This window comes from Butyrivibrio sp. ob235, from assembly GCF_900109475.1.
GTDB lineage: Bacteria > Bacillota > Clostridia > Lachnospirales > Lachnospiraceae > Butyrivibrio.
This window is the reverse complement of the sequence record NZ_FOBE01000005.1, coordinates 91,277-108,736: the sequence shown is the minus strand read 5'-3', so window position 1 is coordinate 108,736 and position 17,460 is coordinate 91,277. Positions and strand designations below refer to the sequence as shown.

Below are 17,460 nucleotides of genomic sequence, written 5' to 3'. Positions count from 1 at the left end.
CTCCTTCCGGAAAAAAGAATTGCTCCGAAGCTCATCCGCTTCCGGAGCACTTTCTATATTCAATATATGTATATTAAACATAAAAGTTTATTATTCAAAAGCCTTCCCCCTTTTAGGGGGGAAGGTGGCACGAAGTGCCGGATGAGGGTAAATATGACAACATACAACTTTGACGAAATTATCGATCGAAAAAACACTTCCTCTCTCAAATACGATTTCGGTCCCGAAAGAAAAAAGAGAGACGATCTGCTTCCACTATGGGTTGCAGACATGGATTTTAAGCTTCCGGATGAAGTGATTGAGGACATAGAAGAAAGAGTAAGGCATGGTATTTTTGGCTATACAGATCCCAAAGATGATTACAAAACTGCAATAAGAACCTGGTATCTTAAGAGGCATGGTTTTGAAATAAAGGACAACTGGAATGTTATAACTCCCGGAGTCGTATATGCCATTGCAACAGCAATCAGAGCACTTACGGATAAAGGCGATGCCATCCTGATACAGCAGCCTGTCTATTATCCCTTTGCTGAGACGGTTAAACAAAACGGCAGAAAATTGGTAAACAACCAGCTTGTTTATAAGAATGGACACTACGAAATTGATTTTGATGATTTTGAAAAGAAGATAATTTCAGAGAATGTTAAGCTGTTTCTTCTTTGCAGTCCGCATAATCCGGTGGGCAGAGTATGGACAAAAGACGAACTTACGAGAATTGCTGATATTTGTAAAAAACATGATGTATATGTTTTTGCTGATGAAATTCATTCTGATTTTGTTTACAAGGGATATAAGCATACGCCTTATATTTCACTCGGAGAAGAGTATACCGGAAAGCTTATTGTGGGCACCTCTCCAAGTAAGACCTTCAACATTGCAGGTCTTCAGATTGCCAATATTATTATCCCGAATGAGGAAACAAGAAGAGCATTTATATTTGAGAACGAGGCAGCAGGCTATAGTCAGTGCAATGCGGTTGGACTGACAGCAACCATTTCAGTATATACCAAGGGCGAGAAATGGCTTGATGAGTTAATTGAATATCTCGAGGGGAATGTTTCTTATGTCAGGGACTTTTTGAAAGAAAAGCTTCCTCAAATACATCTTATAGAACCTGAGGGGACGTATCTCATATGGCTCGATTTCAGCGAATTTACTGATAATCATAAGGAACTTGAAAAACTGATAGTTGATGAAGCACATCTGTGGCTTGATCCCGGAATCATTTTCGGAAGAGAGACAGCGCTATTTGAGAGAATAAATGTTGCCTGTCCCAGGAAGATACTTGGGCAGGCAATGACTCAGCTATATGAAGGGGTAAGAAATCATGATAGCAGTCTATAAGCTTTATGAAATTGTGCAGGATATTATGGCAATGTAATATCTTCTTAAATAAAAATATCTTGGATGGACAGGTGAGGAGAAAAATATGGCAAAGGCGGATGTGGAAAAAGATTTGTTGGAAGACGTATGGAAAAGTATAAGAAATCAGGTTGAAAACCTGAAGTACGGAACTGTAACTATAACTGTACATGATGGCAAGATCACACAGATAGAAACCAGTTCAAAAGAAAGATTCTGATTTTGAAGGGAGTGATTAGTATGGATTGCAGTGGTTGCAACAAGTGTACAGATGTAAATTGCAGCATAGAGACAAAGTGTCAGCAACTGGACAGAAATCTTCTGGATAAGTGGGGAGCTATCAGCTATCCAATATATCAGACAGCTACTTTTGCACACCCGGGACTTGGAGATACAACGGGCTATGATTATACCAGAATGCAGAATCCGACAAGAAAGCAATTGGAATCTATAGTTGCTTACCTTGAAAACGGAAAGGATGCCATTGCATTTGCCAGCGGAATGGCAGCAATTGCTACTGTAATGGAGCTTTTTAGCCCCGGGGATCACTTCATTATAGATGAAGATCTTTATGGTGGGAGCATCAGACTTTTTAATGAGATAAGCAAAAAGAACGGTCTTGAGTATACAGCGGTTAGCCTTAGCAGTGAGGATATAACACCTTATATAAAGGAAAACACGAAGGCCGTTTATCTTGAGACACCCACAAATCCTATGATGAATGTAACTGATATAGAAGAACTCTCTAAAATAACTAAAGAAAAGGGACTATTACTTATAGTGGATAACACTTTTTTGTCACCTTATTTTCAGAATCCTCTTAACCTCGGAGCTGATATTGTTCTTCATTCCGGAACGAAGTTCCTTGGAGGACATCATGACACTATAGGAGGGTTCGTGGTTGTTAAGGATGAAGAGTTGGATGAGAGATTAAGATTTATCTACAAGACAACAGGTGCAGGACTTTCACCCTTTGATAGCTGGCTCATTCTTCGTGGAATCAGAACTCTTGCGGTAAGACTCGACAGAGCACAGGAAAATGCGCTGGCACTTGCAAAATATCTAAAGACTAACAAGCACGTGACAAAGGTAATCTATCCGGGACTCACTGAGCACCCGGGGTATGAGATTATGAAAAAGCAGGCCAGAGGTTTTGGTGCTATGTTGACATTTGAGGTGGACTCTGCTGAGTTTGCGCATTCGATTTTAAATAATGTTCAGCTTATTTATTTTGCTGAGAGTCTTGGAGGTACAGAGACGCTTATTACCTATCCGATTACTCAGACACATGCAGATGTACCAAGGGATCTTCTTGAAAAGAATGGAATCAATGACAGGGTATTAAGGCTTTCTGTAGGAATTGAAGGCATTGCAGATCTAATCTGTGAGTTTAATCGAGTGTTTGCGATTGCAGAAAAAGAGAACCCAAAATAATTAAATTTACTACTTGTTTTATTCTTCCATGGATAATAAAATTTTTAGAGAAAAATTTTAGGAATGGGAGAGTAACATGGCACAGAGAACAGATATTCACAAGGTACTAATAATCGGCTCCGGCCCTATCGTTATCGGACAGGCTTGCGAATTTGACTATTCGGGAACTCAGGCCTGCAAGGCACTTAGGAGTCTTGGCTATGAAATCGTCCTGGTTAATTCCAATCCGGCTACGATCATGACTGATCCGGAGATGGCTGACAGGACTTATATTGAACCCTTAAATGTTGAGCGCGTTGCCGCTGTAATTGAAAAAGAAAGACCGGATGCCCTTTTGCCCAATTTGGGAGGACAATCTGGTCTTAATTTGTGTTCGGAGCTTTATAAGGCAGGTGTTCTTGATAAGTACAATGTCAAGGTTATTGGCGTTCAGGTCGATGCCATTGAGCGCGGCGAGGACAGAACAGAGTTCAAGAAAACCATGGATATGCTTGGAATCGAGATGGCAAGGTCAAAGGCCTGCTACAGCATAGAAGAGGCGCTGGCTGAAGCTGACGAGCTGGGATATCCTGTTGTTCTAAGGCCCGCTTACACCATGGGCGGAGCAGGCGGCGGCCTTGTTTACAATAAGGAAGAACTTCAGACAGTCTGTGCCAGAGGTCTTGCTGCATCCATCATCCATCAGGTTCTTGTTGAGGAGTCAATCCTTGGATGGGAAGAGCTTGAGCTTGAGGTTGTAAGAGATAAGGACAACAACATGATCACCGTATGCTTTATTGAAAACGTTGATCCTGTCGGTGTCCATACGGGAGATTCCTTCTGTACTGCGCCTATGCTCACTATAGATGAAAAGCTTCAGGAGGAGCTGCAGCGCCAGGCCTATAAGATTGTAGAGCACATCGGAGTTATCGGTGGTACGAACGTACAGTTCGCTCACGATCCGAAGACCGGAAGAATTGTTGTAATTGAGATCAACCCCAGAACTTCAAGATCTTCTGCACTTGCAAGTAAGGCGACCGGTTTCCCGATTGCCCTTGTATCAGCAAAGCTTGCAACCGGTTTAACACTTGCTGAGCTCCCTGATTCCAAGTTCGGAACTCTCGATAAGTATGTGCCGAACGGTGATTACGTTGTTGTTAAGTTCGCGCGCTGGGCATTCGAGAAATTCCGCGGCGTAGAGGATAAGCTCGGAACACAGATGAGAGCTGTGGGCGAAGTAATGTCCATCGGTAAGAATTTCAAGGAGGCTTTCCAGAAGGCAATAAGATCTCTTGAAAAGGGCAGATACGGCCTTGGAAATGTGAAAAAGTATGAGGATATGGATAAGGAAGAGCTCCTGCATCTTCTTAAGGACGCTTCTTCCGAGAGATATTTCCTTATATACGAAGCCTTCAAAAAGGGCGTAACTGTCGATGAGATTTTTGATATAACCAAGGTTAAGCACTATTTCCTTAACGAGATAAAAGAGCTTGTGGATGAAGAGAATGCTATCGTATCTGAGTTTGCAGGAAAAGTGCCTACGAAGGAAGTACTCATAAAGGCCAAGGAGGACGGATTTGCAGACCGCTACCTCTCAGGACTTCTTGGAGTTTCAGAGGATGATATCAGAAAAACAAGAGAGGAGATAGGTCTTCTTGAGAGTTGGGACGGCGTTCACGTTTATGGTACCGATGGCGCAGCTTACTACTACTCAACCTACAAGACTGATGCGCAGCTCGAGAATTCCAAGGATATGTCTTCTACCAATAAGAAGATTATGATCCTCGGCGGCGGTCCCAACAGAATCGGACAGGGTATCGAGTTCGACTACTGCTGCGTACATGCTGCTCTCGCCCTGAAGAAACTGGGCTTTGAGACAATCATCGTAAACTGCAACCCTGAGACAGTATCAACAGACTATGACACTTCGGACACACTTTACTTTGAGCCCCTTACTCTTGAGGATGTCCTTCAGATTTATAAAAAGGAAAAGCCGGTTGGAGTTATAGCACAGTTCGGTGGTCAGACACCTCTTAACCTCGCAGCCAAGCTCAAGGAAGAGGGCGTAAATATCCTTGGCACAACACCAGAAGTAATAGACCTTGCTGAGGACAGAGACCAGTTCCGCATGATGATGGAAAAGCTGGAAATACCCATGGCAGAGTCCGGAATGGCTTCTAATGTTGAAGAGGCAAAGGAGATTGCTGCTAGAATCGGCTATCCCGTAATGGTTCGTCCTTCCTTCGTACTTGGCGGAAGAGGAATGGAAATTGTTCGCGACGAGGAGAGCATGGAAGGCTACATGAGGGCAGCAGTTGGTGTAACACCCGACAGACCTATCCTTATAGACAGATTCCTTCACAACGCGCTGGAGTGCGAGGCTGATGCCATAAGCGATGGCGAGAAGGCCTTCGTCCCTGCGGTTATGGAGCACATCGAGCTTGCGGGCATTCACTCAGGTGATTCCGCATGTATCGTTCCTTCCAAGCACATCTCTGAGAAGCACCTTAAGACAATTGAGGAATATACAAGGAAAATTGCGGTAGAGATGAATGTCGTTGGCCTTATGAACATGCAGTATGCTATTGAGGATGACACTGTTTATGTACTTGAAGCCAATCCCCGCGCATCCCGCACAGTGCCGCTTGTATCCAAGGTTTGCGGAATAAAAATGGTTCCTGTGGCAACTGATATTATTACGGCCGAGCTCACAGGAAGACCTTCACCTGTGCAGGCACTCATTGATGCAAAGAAAAATACAGAACCCGAATACTACGGAGTAAAAGAGGCTGTATTCCCCTTCAACATGTTCCCGGAGGTTGACCCTGTACTTGGACCTGAGATGCGCTCTACAGGTGAGGTACTCGGACTTGCCAAAACTCCCGGCGAAGCTTTCTTCAAGGCAGAGGAAGCAGCAAATGCAGCACTTCCCCTTGAAGGCGCAGTTCTCATATCTCTTAACGAGGAAGATAAGCCTGCAGCCGCTGAGCTTGCCAAGGCATTTTCCGAGGAGGGCTTTAAGATCTACGCAACCGGCAAGACCTTTGAGAACATCGTGGAGTCAGGCACGGAAGCTACTAAGATCCTCAAGAACTATGAGGGCGGAAGACCTAATGTTGAGGACCTTATCAAAAACGGCGATGTGCAGCTTGTGATCAACACCCCTATCGGAAAGGGTGCAAAATATGATGATGCATATCTTCGCCGCGCAGCCATAAAGGCACGCCTTCCCTACATCACAACTGTGGCAGCAGCAAAGGCAGCAGCTCAGGGTATTAAGGAAGTTAAGAAGGGCGGATGTGGTAACATCAAATCACTTCAGGAGTACCATAATACGGACAAATAAAAAGATTAAAAGACAGGGTAAAAGATTTTATTATAACCAGCCATAAGTAAAACTTGATTTTCCGCAGTCGGATGCTGTGCTAGAATGCATCTAACCTTAAAGATAACCGACTGGACAACCGGAGGTTTACAAAACACTTCATTTCATTCGTGAAGTGCGTTGTAAACCTCTTTTTTTGTACCATGGTCATTTCCATGAATCAAAGAAAGAGGTTTATGCACAAAAAACTTAACAGAAACAAAAAGGAGGATAGGAGTTTATGAAAAAAAAGATGATTAGCAGACTGATGGCAACAGCGGTTATGGCAGCAGTAACATTGGGGACTTTGGCTGGTTGCGGAAGTGCTCAGGCAAAGGATAAAGGGAAAAGAACGGTTGTATTCCAGACCGCGGATTCTTATGCACCAACTGCATATTTGGATGATGAAGGAAATCCCGCCGGCTATGAGGTTGAGGTGATAAAGGCTGTAGCAGAATTGCTTCCTCAATACGATTTCGTCATTGAAGCGGTTCCAAATGACAGTCTGGACAACAATTTACTTAGCGGAAAGGCTGATGTATTGGGATTCAAGATGACAAAGGATGTATCGGAAACCGAAAACTTCACTGCAGGTAAAGAACAATATGACACAATCGTTGAGAGAATCTTTATCCTGGCTGAGAATGAGGATCTTTATCACGATATTTCAGATTTCGCAGGAAAAACTGTTTACGCTTTCCCAAGTGAAAAGGCAAAGAAGAGCCATATACTTAATATTTACAACGAAGAGCACCCGGACAATCAGGTAAATATCGAATATATTTCAGACCCGGCAACCTGTGTGAATGACCTGGTAACAGGAAAAACAGATGGATTCACAAGATCACAGCCCTCAGTAATTTCCTACAGTGAGAGATTTGGTGTAAAACTGACAACAGCAAAAATAGGTGCGACACATATCGATGGCATTTTTTATAAATACCGTAAGGATGAGGATCCGCAGCTTATAGCAGATATCGATGGAGCTCTTAAGACACTGAAGGAAAACGGAACCATAAATGAAATTCATGAGCGTTTATTCTATGGCACCGATTGGGATTTTGAAGGTGACATAACAGAATGGGTGGCAGAGCATCCGGAGTACTTAAAAGAGAGTGAATACTAATTTATTTCTGGCAGCATAGGTAGGAAAAATGGGAAAACTTTTTGATCCACAACTAATAATTGAATATTTGCCGCAAATTATGAAAGGATTGCCAACAACCCTGTTGATATTTGTTACTGTGATTTTCCTGTCATTTGTGTTTGGAATAATCGGAGCAGCAGTGAAGGTGACCAAGCTTCCCGTTTTGTATCAGTTAAACAGAGTAATAGGTGGATATGTTCTCAATGTCCCTACTGTAGTGCAGTTGTTCCTTATTTATTACGTGTTGCCGGTGGCTATTTATAACATTACCGGAATTAATGCAACCAGATGGGACGCGGTTATTTTTGCCATAGCTACATTTGCATTGGAAAAATCAGTTTCTATGTCAGAAGGGATTGCATCTGCGCTGCTGAGCATAAACAGAGGACAATATGAAGCGGCTTATTCAATCGGACTGACACGAATTCAAACTGTCAGGAACATCATTTTTCCGCAGGCCTTCCGCGTTATGCTTCCGGTTTTTGAAATGATTTCCTGCACCCTGTTTAAGGAAACAACCATGGCATATATGCTTGGAATTTCAGATGTGATGAGCAGGGCAAAATTCATGGGATCAAGGATAGATCATAAGCTGGAAGCGTATATCGGAGCTGCTCTCATTTTTTTACTTATAAATCTTTCATTGATCATATTTTTTAAGTGTTTGGAAAATAAATTTTCGTTTGGAATACGCACCGTAAATTGAAGGAGTGGCCATGGCATTTCACTTTAACTTTAGGACTTTTATCGAGATATTTTTATATGCTGTTCAATACCTTCCGGTGACGCTGATACTTGCTTATGTTCCTTCGATAATTGATTTTGTGTTTGGGACATGGCTTGCATTTGGTGAATACTGCGGACACAAGGGATGCAAGTTTTTGAGAAACTTCATGACGCTGTTTTCAAAATGTATGCCAATGCTCTTATTACTATTTCTGGGATATTTTATTACATACAATTTTTTGGCATGGCTCAGGCAAAATTATAATTTTCCAATCGGCCCAAAGGATATGGACCCTATATGGGTTGCAATATTTGTACTCAGCATGGATGGGATAGGTTACTTTGCACAAACTATGAAGGGGGCGTTGAACTCAATTGGCAAAGATCAATTGGAAGCAGGATATAGTATCGGACTTACCACAAAGCAGACATTTTTAAGAATAGTGTTGCCACAGATCATTATAGAGGCATTTCCCAATCTGAAAATAAATGTCAGAACACGAATTATGTTGTCTGCACTGGTATTCACCATAGCAATTATAGATGTGATGAATGCGGCAACATCCTATGCAGAAAATACAGCATCGTTCATAGAAGCGTATTTGGTCTGCGCAGTAATTTACTGGGGAATATGCACAGGAACATCTAAGCTTTTGAGTTTAATTGAAAAACGAATTGCAATAAAGACAGGAGTATTATCAAGAATTTAAAGGAGCAAACATGGAACAGAGTTTGGAAAAGCAATGTGTAGGCTGTGCTATCAGTTCATATTATACAGTGCTGTCTATTGAAAAATTTTTACCGATTATGCATGCAGGATCAGGCTGCATAAGAAATGGCGGCCCTTTGATGGGAGCGCAGAATGGAAGCCAGCAGGGGGTGGGTTTTTCTGAAGGTCTGATGCCCTCAAGTAATCTGGTGGATGTTGACATTGTTTTTGGCGGAGAAAAGAAGCTGAAAAAGGTCATAGATAAGTCCCTGGAATATTACGATGCGGATGCTTATGTTGTGCTTGCAGGATGCGTTGCAGCTATCATAGGTGATGATCTTGAGGAGATTGAACGAAGCTATGAGGACGCAGAAAAGCCTGTGCTTGTGACGGAGGTTGCCGGTTTTAAAGGAAATAACATTTTTGGTCATGAGCAGGTTGTAAAAAAGATTATTGATTCTCTTTGCGTAAAGTCAGACAAAATCAATCCCAAGCAGGTGAATGTATGGGGGATTATTCCATACTACGATCCTTTTTGGGCGGGAACCTACGACGCTATAGAAAAAATGCTTACTGAGCTTGGTTTTGAGCCAAACATCATATACGGAAAGGGAAGAGGAATCAAAAACATAAGGAAAATACCGGAGGCAGCGTTTAATCTGGTTCTTTCACCCTGGTGGGAGCTTAACATCGCAAAGCATCTTAAAACAAAATTCGGTACGCCAATTTTCCATTACCCGGTTCTTCCTATCGGTCCTACTGAAACGACAAAGTTTTTACGTGCATTAAAAGAGTATGCGAATCTCGATGAATCACTGATAGAGGACTATATAAAGAAAAATGAGGACAAGTACTATTACTACATTGAAAAGGGGATAAGTCTTCTCTGTGATGCAAAGGTGCTTCCGAAGCGATTTTTAACTATTGCGAACAGCACGTATGCATTAAGCAGTGCAAAATATCTCATAAATGATCTGGGGCTTATTCCGGAGAAACAGTACTTAAGTGATGATGTGCCTGCAAAGTATCAGCAGCTCATAATTGATGAATATCAGAATTTTGATGGCGGAATAACGGCAGAAGTAGAGTTCCAGGCTGATGTGGGTAAGGCACTGGATGATGTAAGAAAATTGCGCGAAGAACATGAAAGGGTAAATCCTCCTGTTTTGTTTGGAAGCTTATGGAATGATGTTGAGGCCAGAAGATGGAAGACAGATTCAATTCATATTTCTGCACCTGTTGGAAATGTGGTCATTTTGAATAAGACATATTTTGGATATAGTGGAGGTCTTACATTTTTCGAGGACTACTATAGCGTTATTGCGAAAAGATTTGGTGATGAACTGTAAGGAGGATGTATGAATTTAAATATATTGGAAGCGGCAAACAGAGAGACGAGATTGGGCTCGACAGTTGTCTATGAGGGAACGGTACCAAATCTTTTGAGAGGGGGATGCCAGGGATGCAGCGGAAGGAAAAGGTGTTTTAGTACGGCAGCTTCCTGTTCGCACTATACTGCCACACATGAGCTGGCAGTTGTAAAAAACTGTGTGGTTGTAGATCACGGTCCTGTGGGGTGTTCTGCAGGAATAATCAGATGGTCGCTTAATTACAGATCAGCGACTAGACCCAATAATGAGCCCTTTGATGATTTGAGGGTTATTTCCACAAATCTTAAGGAATCAGATACAGTATTCGGCGCAATTAACAAATTATATGACACTGTTCGTAAAGCTTATAAGAGACATAAGCCGGACATTATTTTTATCACTTCAACTTGCATGTCAAGCACCATTGGAGAGGATTTTGAAAGTGCTGTGGAAGTACTTAAGGATGAGATACCGGTACCTATTGTTTTCGTTGGATGTGCAGGAGCAAAATCAAAACTTTGGGCTACAGGATTCGATTCAGAGCAGCATGCTCTTTTCAATGCACTTGTTAAGCCGCCCAAGGAAAAGAGAAATACCGTTAATTTCATCGACTTTTTGCATCCCGGAGCCCCATACATAAGATTTTTGCTGGATAAACTGGGGTTGGAGCCGCTATATGTAAACGCCTTTGCAACGGTTGAGGATTTTGCTCATCTTTCAGAATCTGTCTGCACAACAAGCATATGTTATAATCTGGCCTCTTACATGGGAACTGCATTGGAAGAGGTGTACGGAGTTCCGCTTATAAAGGATGAATATGGTGCAGGAATTCAGGGGTTTGATAACTGGTACAGAGCCATAGCAAGGACTGTTGGCAAAGAGGATATAGCGGAGGCCTATATAAAAGAGCAGAAGGAAAAGTATCTGCCCAAACTGGAAAAGTACAAAAAAATTCTTAAGGGTAAAAAGGCAATCGTGGGAATGGGATCAGGATTTGCTTTTGAGACCATAAGAGTACTTAAGGAGCTTGGTATGGAGGTACTTCATGCTTATGCTTACCACTTTGATCCCAAGATAGATAATGGGCAGACAGATTATCTGGACAAGGTAATTGATGACTCAAAGGATACGGCAGTGACAATTGCTGATGCTCAGCACTTTGAGACAATACGCGTAATAAAGGAGTTTGACCCCGATATCGTGGTTATAAGAGTGCATGGTGCCCAGCAGTTTGCAATGCGTTTGGGATACCCCACAGTAACAGCCATGACATTGTTTGGATATGAGGCTGTTTTATCTCTGGCAGAGCGAATGGTTGATGAGATTGGAAATAATAATTTTGCAAGCAAGTTGTCAAAACACACAAGCATGCAGCTTAAGCCCGGTTTTAATTCCGCTTTGAAAGAAGGCTTTATAGAGGAGAAAAAATGAGCATCGTAAACAGTCTTACAGAACTAATAGGAAATACTCCAATGCTTTCTCCGGATAAGTTTCTTACGGGAAAGGAAGCTAAGGGAAAGGTGTTCCTGAAACTTGAATACTTTAATCCGGGTGGAAGCGTTAAGGATCGCATAGCTCTCGGAATGATAGAGGACGCAGAGAAGAAGGGATTACTAAAAAAGGGATCAGTTATTATCGAACCCACCAGTGGTAACACAGGAATAGGCATATCGCTGGTCGCTGCCTGTAAAGGCTATAAATCCATAATCGTAATGCCTGAAACCATGTCTGTGGAGAGACGCATGCTGATAAGTGCTCATGGTGCACAGATAGTGCTTACACCCGGGGCGCAGGGAATGAAGGGAGCCATTGCAAAAGCTGAAGCGTTAAACAGTATTATTCCCGACAGTCTGATACTTCAGCAGTTCAATAATCCGGCTAATCCTGCTACTCACAGGGAAACGACGGCAAAGGAAATATGGAGAGATCTTGCGGGGGAGGTAGATTATTTTATTGCCGGAGCAGGAACAGGAGGAACAATCAGCGGAGTCGGACAGACTCTGAAGGAACTGAATCCTGATATAAAAATTATAGCTGTTGAACCCTTTGATTCGCCGGTACTTTCAGGAGGAAATCCCGGACCTCACAAAATTCAGGGCATAGGCGCAGGCTTTGTACCACCGGTTTTTGACGACAAAATCGTCGATGAGATATTTAAGGTACGAAATCAGGAAGCAATTGATACTTCAAGGGAACTTGGAAGAACAGAGGGACTTTTGGTAGGAATATCCTCTGGAGCAGCTGCTTTTGCAGCCCTGAATGTTGCCAGAAGACTTGAGAGCGCAAATAAGAACATAGTAGCGCTGCTGCCTGATACCGGAGAACGATATTTATCAACCGAGTTATACAGGTATTGATAAGGAAAGGTGATTGCGACAATGTCATATATAGAAAGACCAAGATCAACCTGTGCTCTTGGAGGTGCACTGGCAACTATCGGGGATCTGCCGGGAGTGGTAGCGATTTCCCATACCCCCTCCGGATGTGCAGGCAACTTAAGTGGAGCCACAGCTTTTGGCTCAGGCAATTCAGGTTCAGGCTATTGCACAGGCGGAAGCGTACCGGTGAGCAACGTAGGTGAGAGCCAGGTAATTTTTGGAGGGGACAAACGCCTAAAGGAAGAAATAGAAAATGCTTTGGATATCATTGATGCAGAGCTGTTTGTGGTTACGACAGGCTGCATGACTGAAATTATTGCAGATGATATTCAGGGAGTTGTGAAAGAATTTCAGGAGAAAAAGCTTCCTGTGACTTATGTCAATACTCCCAGTTTTGAGGCTGACGCCTATAAAGGCTATGATATCGTGATGAATGAGGTGCTCAATCGCGTAATACCGGTAAGCAGCAGGAAGGATAAAAAGCTGGTCAATATTCTGGGGATTGTTCCTCAGTTTGATCCCTTCTACAGAGGTGACCTTGAGGAAATAAAGAGGCTGCTTGAAAAAATCGGACTAAAGGTCAACACATTTTTTACTGCAGATCAGACCTATGCCAATGTAAAATCTGCTTCCAAGGCAGCTTTGAACATAGTTTTTTCCGAAATCAGAGGAATCTCAGTTGCGAAAAAATTCCAGGAGAAGCATGGAACACCATTTATTATAGAGAATCTTCCAATTGGTTCAGAGGCTACTGACCGGTTTTTGAAGAACATCGGGAAGGCACTAAATATAGATCAGAAGCTGATAAATACCGTTATTCGTGAGGAAAATAGCAGATATTACACATTTTTACAGAGAACAACAGACTACCATGGAGACGGAGAGCTGAAATACTATGTGGATATCGCTGCGAATGGCAATCAGGCTATACCCTTTGCGGAATTTATCGAAAGGGAGCTGGGATGGATTTTGGAGAATGTGGTTATTACTGATATTCTCAGCAAAAAGGAAACTGACTTACTAAAAAAACAGTACTCGGCACAAGGACTAAAGGGAAAATTGTTATTTGAAACAAATACCAATGATATTGAGAAGCAGTTTGTCAGATCCACATTGCAGTCGAACGGCAGCTATTTTCAGGATACTCGTACACCGGTTTATCTTCTGGGCAGTACGCTTGATAAAAATTTTGGGCAAAAGGTTGCAGACGGAAGCCTTTTTATCAGCTATCCCGTATTTAACAGGGTTATCGTAAACAAGGGGTATGCAGGATATAACGGTGGGCTGAATCTGTTTGCAGATATTTATGAGAGCCTTGTACCCGGAAGATTGTAGGAGGATTGATAAATGAGTTACTACCAGCAGGAAGAGCAGCCGGTCAGAAATCAGCGTGTTCCAATGAGCGACAGCTTTACAGGCTGCGGAACAGAGTTATTTGACTGTGCTAAAAGCGGATGTATTTTTAAAAGCCAGAGAGGTTTCTGGCAGGCGAATTCATGCCAGATGGCGCTGTCTCTTATGATGGCATCAACTGTTGAAAATGCAGCGATTATCATGCATGCGCCACTTGGCTGTGGAGCACAGCTTACTCAGCTTTTAAACAGTACAACTTCAGGAAAAAACAGTCGCGGACTTTCACCTGCCCCCTTTGTGTGGCTTACCACAAACATGCAGAAAAACGATATCATAGGCGGCGGTGAGAGAAGCTTAAGAGAAACCATACGTTACACGGATAAGGAATTCAGACCGGATATTATTTTCGTGGTTGCAGCCTGCGCACCGGCAATCATAGGTGATGATATAGGTGCAATAATTGAAGAAGAAAAGAACAACATTTCCGCAGATCTGACCGCCATATACTGTCCGGGATTTAAGGCAAAAAATGTCGCGTCTGCCTATGATGCTTTTTATCATTCACTGATTCGCCATATCAGATTTGAGCCGGAGCCATATGTGGATTACAACCCGGATATTTTAAATGACCCCTTCGATGAGTCAGCAAAAATAAACTATGAATATAGGAAGAAGAATACGGTAAATCTTTTTAATGCCACTTCCATAGGAGCAGCGGACGAGGTGGAAATAACAAGACTTCTTAATGCTTTAAATATAAATGTTCGCATTTATGCAGAGTATTCCAACCGGGATAAATTCAGAATGGTATCGGAAGCAGCACTTAATGTGAGCATGTGCAATGTACATGATGACTATATTCTGAAATATCTGGAAGAAAAATATGGGATACCCTATGTTATCCAGGGAATGCCACTTGGGAGGAAGGCTACCAGAGAATGGCTAAAGAAAATTGCATCATTTTTCGGAAGGGAAGAGGAAGCAGAAAAGCTCTGTGATTACGAGGAACAAAGACTGGACAGGGAGCTTGAGAGCATACTTCCAAAGCTGAAGGATAAGAAGGTTATGATCGGCGGCGGTGTTGTTCGTGTGGCGGAGGAGGCAAGACTTCTTAGCAGCCTTGGAATGAAGGTTTTGTCAATAAGACCTCATCATTATGAAAATATCGCGGAGCCTGTTTTTATAAGCCTTAATGAGGAAGTTCCGATGGTACCTGTAGCGGTAAGTAATCAGCTATTTGAGCTTATCAATCAGGTAAAAAAATACAAACCGGATATAGTTGTAGAACATCCCGGAAAACCGGGCTGGCTGTCAAGGGCAGGTGTACCTTCGGTATGTTTGTACAGTCCAAAGAGATCATTTTTCGGGTATCTTGGAGAGTTTACATTCGCAAGAAGAATAGCACTGCAACTTGAAAATAATAACTATGAAAAAAGAATTTCTAAATATGTGAAGCTACCATATAAAAAATCCTGGTATGAAAAAGACCCTTACAGTTATGTAAAGGTATGATATGAGAAAAGCTGTAATCCCTGAACAATTCAAGGGATACAGCTTTTTTTATTTAACGTATTAAAGCAATAAAGAATAAAACCTTGGCAGCATAAAAGAATTCTTTATAACCAGCCATAAGTAATACTTGTTTTTCCTCAGTTTCATGCTGTGATAGAATTCACCTAACTTAAAAAGACGCACAGTACAAGGGTTTCCAAAGAGGCCAGGAGAAAAATGACGATCACGGCAGAGTTTTTTAAAGGATATGAAAACACAAACGATCCGGAAATGGATTTTAGAAGAAGAGAAAGAGAAAAGGTCAACTTCTATAAATCAGGAAAGATCAGAGCGGTGTATCTGAATGAGCAGACAGATATTGAAACTGATTACGGAAGGATACCTGCAGAGTTCATAACCTTTTACGAAGACGGAAGCATAAAGAGGATTTTTCCAAGGTACGGAAAAATCGGAGCCTTCTGGTCAGAGAAAAACGAAGCCGAGATTACTGAGTATTTGGACCTGAAGGTGGGAAAAACAATCTACAGATCAAGACCACAGTGCCTGTACTTTTACCCTGATGGAAAGCTGAAAAGCATAACCATCTACAACAGCGACACACTGATAATAAGAACAAAGTACGGAGACATCAAAACAAACATAGGAGTTTCCTTTTACAGATCAGGAAAGATCAGAAGCATCGAACCCGCATTTAAGACGGAGATTGAATATAAAGGGAAAAAGATAAGACCCTTCAATTTTTTCGCAGACGGCATGCATGCTGACAACAATTCACTGGTCTTTGATGAGGAAGGATACATCTTAAGTTATATCTAGCAACCGGAGTTTTAGCAGACAGGAGTAACACAAATGAACAATAGCACAAATGCATTACTCGAACTTAACGATCCGCTCGAGCACATCTCAAACCAGCATCCCTGCTTCGGCAAGGGACCAAATCTTAATAAAGGGAGAATTCATCTTCCGGTAAGCCCTTCCTGCAATATCCAGTGCGCTTTCTGCAACAGGACAAGAAATAAAGAGGAGAGAAGGCCGGGAGTTACATCAGAGATTCTTACGCCGGTTGAGGCAACGGAAATACTTGATAAAGCTTTGGAGCTTTGCCCGGAGATTACGGTGGCAGGCATTGCGGGACCTGGCGATACACTTGCATCTGATTATGCGATAGAGACCTTTAAGCTCATTAAGGAAAAACATCCGGAACTTATCAACTGCCTTAGCACAAACGGACTACTACTTGAAAAGAGGGCAGAGGAACTTATAGAAGCAGGAGTAAAAACGGTAACGGTAACAGTTAACGCAGTTGACCCTGAGGTTTTAAAGCACATATGCCTCTGGATCGTAAAGGACGGAATTACCTATACCGGAGTAGAGGGAGCAAGAATTCTCATAGATGCTCAGCTTCGCGGAATCAAAAAGATAAAAGAGCTGGGAGCAATGGTTAAGGTGAACACAGTTCTTTGCCCCGGAATAAATGATGATCACATTGAAGAGGTTGCGAAAACCGTATCAGAGCTGGGTGCGGATTATATGAATATAATTCCGCTCATTCCCACACATAAGCTTGCACATTTAAAGGAGCCTGATTGCATGATGCTCCATGAAGCCAGAACCAAGGCAGAAAAGTATATAAGAGTGTTTAAGCACTGCCAGAGGTGCAGAGCGGATGCGGCAGGAATTCCCGGAAAGGTAGAGATAGCCGATCAGCTTTACGATCTTAAGAAGCTGAATGCCAGGAATACATTTTCACATGGATAAGGAGATGGGTATGAAATACAGAATTGCGCTTGCAACCTACAGCGGAGAAAATATCGATCTTCATTTCGGAAGATGCACAACATTCCAGGTGGCTGAGGTTACAGACAATGAATCCTGGGAATATGTGGATGAAATAGATACAGGGCTTGCCTGCGATGGCGGGTGCGGCCACGAAAACATTGAAAAGGTGGCAGACAAATTAAGCTCATGTAAATATGCACTTTCATCAAGGATAGGACCGGGTGCTGCAAGAATTCTTTTAAACAAAGGAATAAAGGCACTTGAGGTAGAAATTGAGATCGATCAGGCAATAGAAAAACTGATGATTTATGACAAAGCTCATAGCTAAAAGCTTAAAAATACAATTA

General features: G+C 42.3%; 15 protein-coding genes. All 15 read left to right on the top strand.

Annotation, left to right across the window (positions count from 1 at the left end; genetic code table 11):
• Positions 1–153 precede the first annotated feature (153 nt).
• The 15 genes from BMW61_RS06280 (at position 154) to BMW61_RS06210 (ending at position 17,441) form a co-directional block, all read left to right on the top strand.
• Positions 154–1,344 (top strand): MalY/PatB family protein, encoded by a 1,191-nt coding sequence (locus BMW61_RS06280; RefSeq protein WP_091820404.1) that lies wholly within the window; start codon positions 154–156, stop codon positions 1,342–1,344.
• A gap of 85 nt (positions 1,345–1,429) precedes the next feature.
• Positions 1,430–1,582 (top strand): YezD family protein, encoded by a 153-nt coding sequence (locus BMW61_RS06275; RefSeq protein WP_091820402.1) that lies wholly within the window; start codon positions 1,430–1,432, stop codon positions 1,580–1,582.
• A 20-nt stretch (positions 1,583–1,602) separates the two neighbouring features.
• Positions 1,603–2,796 carry a trans-sulfuration enzyme family protein gene (locus BMW61_RS06270; RefSeq protein ID WP_091820401.1) on the top strand — a complete coding sequence of 398 codons (1,194 nt, stop codon included), beginning with the start codon at positions 1,603–1,605 and terminating at the stop codon, positions 2,794–2,796.
• Positions 2,797–2,872: 76 nt separating this feature from the next.
• On the top strand, positions 2,873–6,121 hold the full coding sequence (gene carB / locus BMW61_RS06265; protein WP_091820399.1) for a carbamoyl-phosphate synthase large subunit: 3,249 nt from the start codon (positions 2,873–2,875) through the stop codon (positions 6,119–6,121).
• 259 nt (positions 6,122–6,380) lie between these two features.
• Entirely contained in the window at positions 6,381–7,265 is an 885-nt protein-coding gene (locus BMW61_RS06260) for a transporter substrate-binding domain-containing protein (protein WP_091820398.1), read from the top strand.
• A gap of 28 nt (positions 7,266–7,293) precedes the next feature.
• Positions 7,294–7,992: an amino acid ABC transporter permease gene (locus BMW61_RS06255; protein ID WP_091820396.1), complete on the top strand. Its 699-nt coding sequence runs from the start codon at positions 7,294–7,296 to the stop codon at positions 7,990–7,992.
• A gap of 10 nt (positions 7,993–8,002) precedes the next feature.
• A complete protein-coding gene (locus tag BMW61_RS06250) occupies positions 8,003–8,722 on the top strand; it encodes an ABC transporter permease subunit (RefSeq protein ID WP_091820394.1) in 720 nt (239 codons plus the stop codon).
• A 10-nt stretch (positions 8,723–8,732) separates the two neighbouring features.
• Positions 8,733–10,070, top strand: coding sequence for a nitrogenase component 1 (locus BMW61_RS06245; RefSeq protein ID WP_091820392.1), 1,338 nt, complete (start codon positions 8,733–8,735; stop codon positions 10,068–10,070).
• Positions 10,071–10,079: 9 nt separating this feature from the next.
• Complete coding sequence (locus BMW61_RS06240) at positions 10,080–11,522, top strand: nitrogenase component 1 (protein ID WP_091820390.1); 1,443 nt, start codon at positions 10,080–10,082, stop codon at positions 11,520–11,522.
• Positions 11,519–12,448 (top strand): cysteine synthase A, encoded by a 930-nt coding sequence (gene cysK, locus BMW61_RS06235; RefSeq protein WP_091820389.1) that lies wholly within the window; start codon positions 11,519–11,521, stop codon positions 12,446–12,448. The genes BMW61_RS06240 and cysK overlap by 4 nt, the downstream gene beginning before the upstream one ends.
• Positions 12,449–12,469: 21 nt before the next feature.
• Positions 12,470–13,804 carry a nitrogenase component 1 gene (locus tag BMW61_RS06230; RefSeq protein ID WP_091820387.1) on the top strand — a complete coding sequence of 445 codons (1,335 nt, stop codon included), beginning with the start codon at positions 12,470–12,472 and terminating at the stop codon, positions 13,802–13,804.
• Positions 13,805–13,816: 12 nt separating this feature from the next.
• Positions 13,817–15,334, top strand: coding sequence for a nitrogenase component 1 (locus tag BMW61_RS06225; protein WP_091820386.1), 1,518 nt, complete (start codon positions 13,817–13,819; stop codon positions 15,332–15,334).
• A 216-nt stretch (positions 15,335–15,550) separates the two neighbouring features.
• Positions 15,551–16,150 (top strand): hypothetical protein, encoded by a 600-nt coding sequence (locus BMW61_RS06220; protein WP_091820385.1) that lies wholly within the window; start codon positions 15,551–15,553, stop codon positions 16,148–16,150.
• A gap of 33 nt (positions 16,151–16,183) precedes the next feature.
• Positions 16,184–17,092, top strand: a complete 909-nt coding sequence (locus tag BMW61_RS06215; protein ID WP_091820383.1) for a radical SAM protein — start codon at positions 16,184–16,186, stop codon at positions 17,090–17,092.
• Positions 17,093–17,102: 10 nt separating this feature from the next.
• Positions 17,103–17,441 carry a NifB/NifX family molybdenum-iron cluster-binding protein gene (locus BMW61_RS06210; RefSeq protein WP_175475112.1) on the top strand — a complete coding sequence of 113 codons (339 nt, stop codon included), beginning with the start codon at positions 17,103–17,105 and terminating at the stop codon, positions 17,439–17,441.
• The last annotated feature ends 19 nt before the right edge of the window (positions 17,442–17,460 follow it).

Bases quoted from the DNA above. Each gene is read 5' to 3' on its own strand.
- BMW61_RS06280 (WP_091820404.1), top strand. From the start codon at position 154: ATGACAACATACAACTTTGACGAAATTATCGATCGAAAAAACACTTCC.
- BMW61_RS06275 (WP_091820402.1), top strand. From the start codon at position 1,430: ATGGCAAAGGCGGATGTGGAAAAAGATTTGTTGGAAGACGTATGGAAA.
- BMW61_RS06270 (WP_091820401.1), top strand. From the start codon at position 1,603: ATGGATTGCAGTGGTTGCAACAAGTGTACAGATGTAAATTGCAGCATA.
- carB (WP_091820399.1), top strand. From the start codon at position 2,873: ATGGCACAGAGAACAGATATTCACAAGGTACTAATAATCGGCTCCGGC.
- BMW61_RS06260 (WP_091820398.1), top strand. From the start codon at position 6,381: ATGAAAAAAAAGATGATTAGCAGACTGATGGCAACAGCGGTTATGGCA.
- BMW61_RS06255 (WP_091820396.1), top strand. From the start codon at position 7,294: ATGGGAAAACTTTTTGATCCACAACTAATAATTGAATATTTGCCGCAA.
- BMW61_RS06250 (WP_091820394.1), top strand. From the start codon at position 8,003: ATGGCATTTCACTTTAACTTTAGGACTTTTATCGAGATATTTTTATAT.
- BMW61_RS06245 (WP_091820392.1), top strand. From the start codon at position 8,733: ATGGAACAGAGTTTGGAAAAGCAATGTGTAGGCTGTGCTATCAGTTCA.
- BMW61_RS06240 (WP_091820390.1), top strand. From the start codon at position 10,080: ATGAATTTAAATATATTGGAAGCGGCAAACAGAGAGACGAGATTGGGC.
- cysK (WP_091820389.1), top strand. From the start codon at position 11,519: ATGAGCATCGTAAACAGTCTTACAGAACTAATAGGAAATACTCCAATG.
- BMW61_RS06230 (WP_091820387.1), top strand. From the start codon at position 12,470: ATGTCATATATAGAAAGACCAAGATCAACCTGTGCTCTTGGAGGTGCA.
- BMW61_RS06225 (WP_091820386.1), top strand. From the start codon at position 13,817: ATGAGTTACTACCAGCAGGAAGAGCAGCCGGTCAGAAATCAGCGTGTT.
- BMW61_RS06220 (WP_091820385.1), top strand. From the start codon at position 15,551: ATGACGATCACGGCAGAGTTTTTTAAAGGATATGAAAACACAAACGAT.
- BMW61_RS06215 (WP_091820383.1), top strand. From the start codon at position 16,184: ATGAACAATAGCACAAATGCATTACTCGAACTTAACGATCCGCTCGAG.
- BMW61_RS06210 (WP_175475112.1), top strand. From the start codon at position 17,103: ATGAAATACAGAATTGCGCTTGCAACCTACAGCGGAGAAAATATCGAT.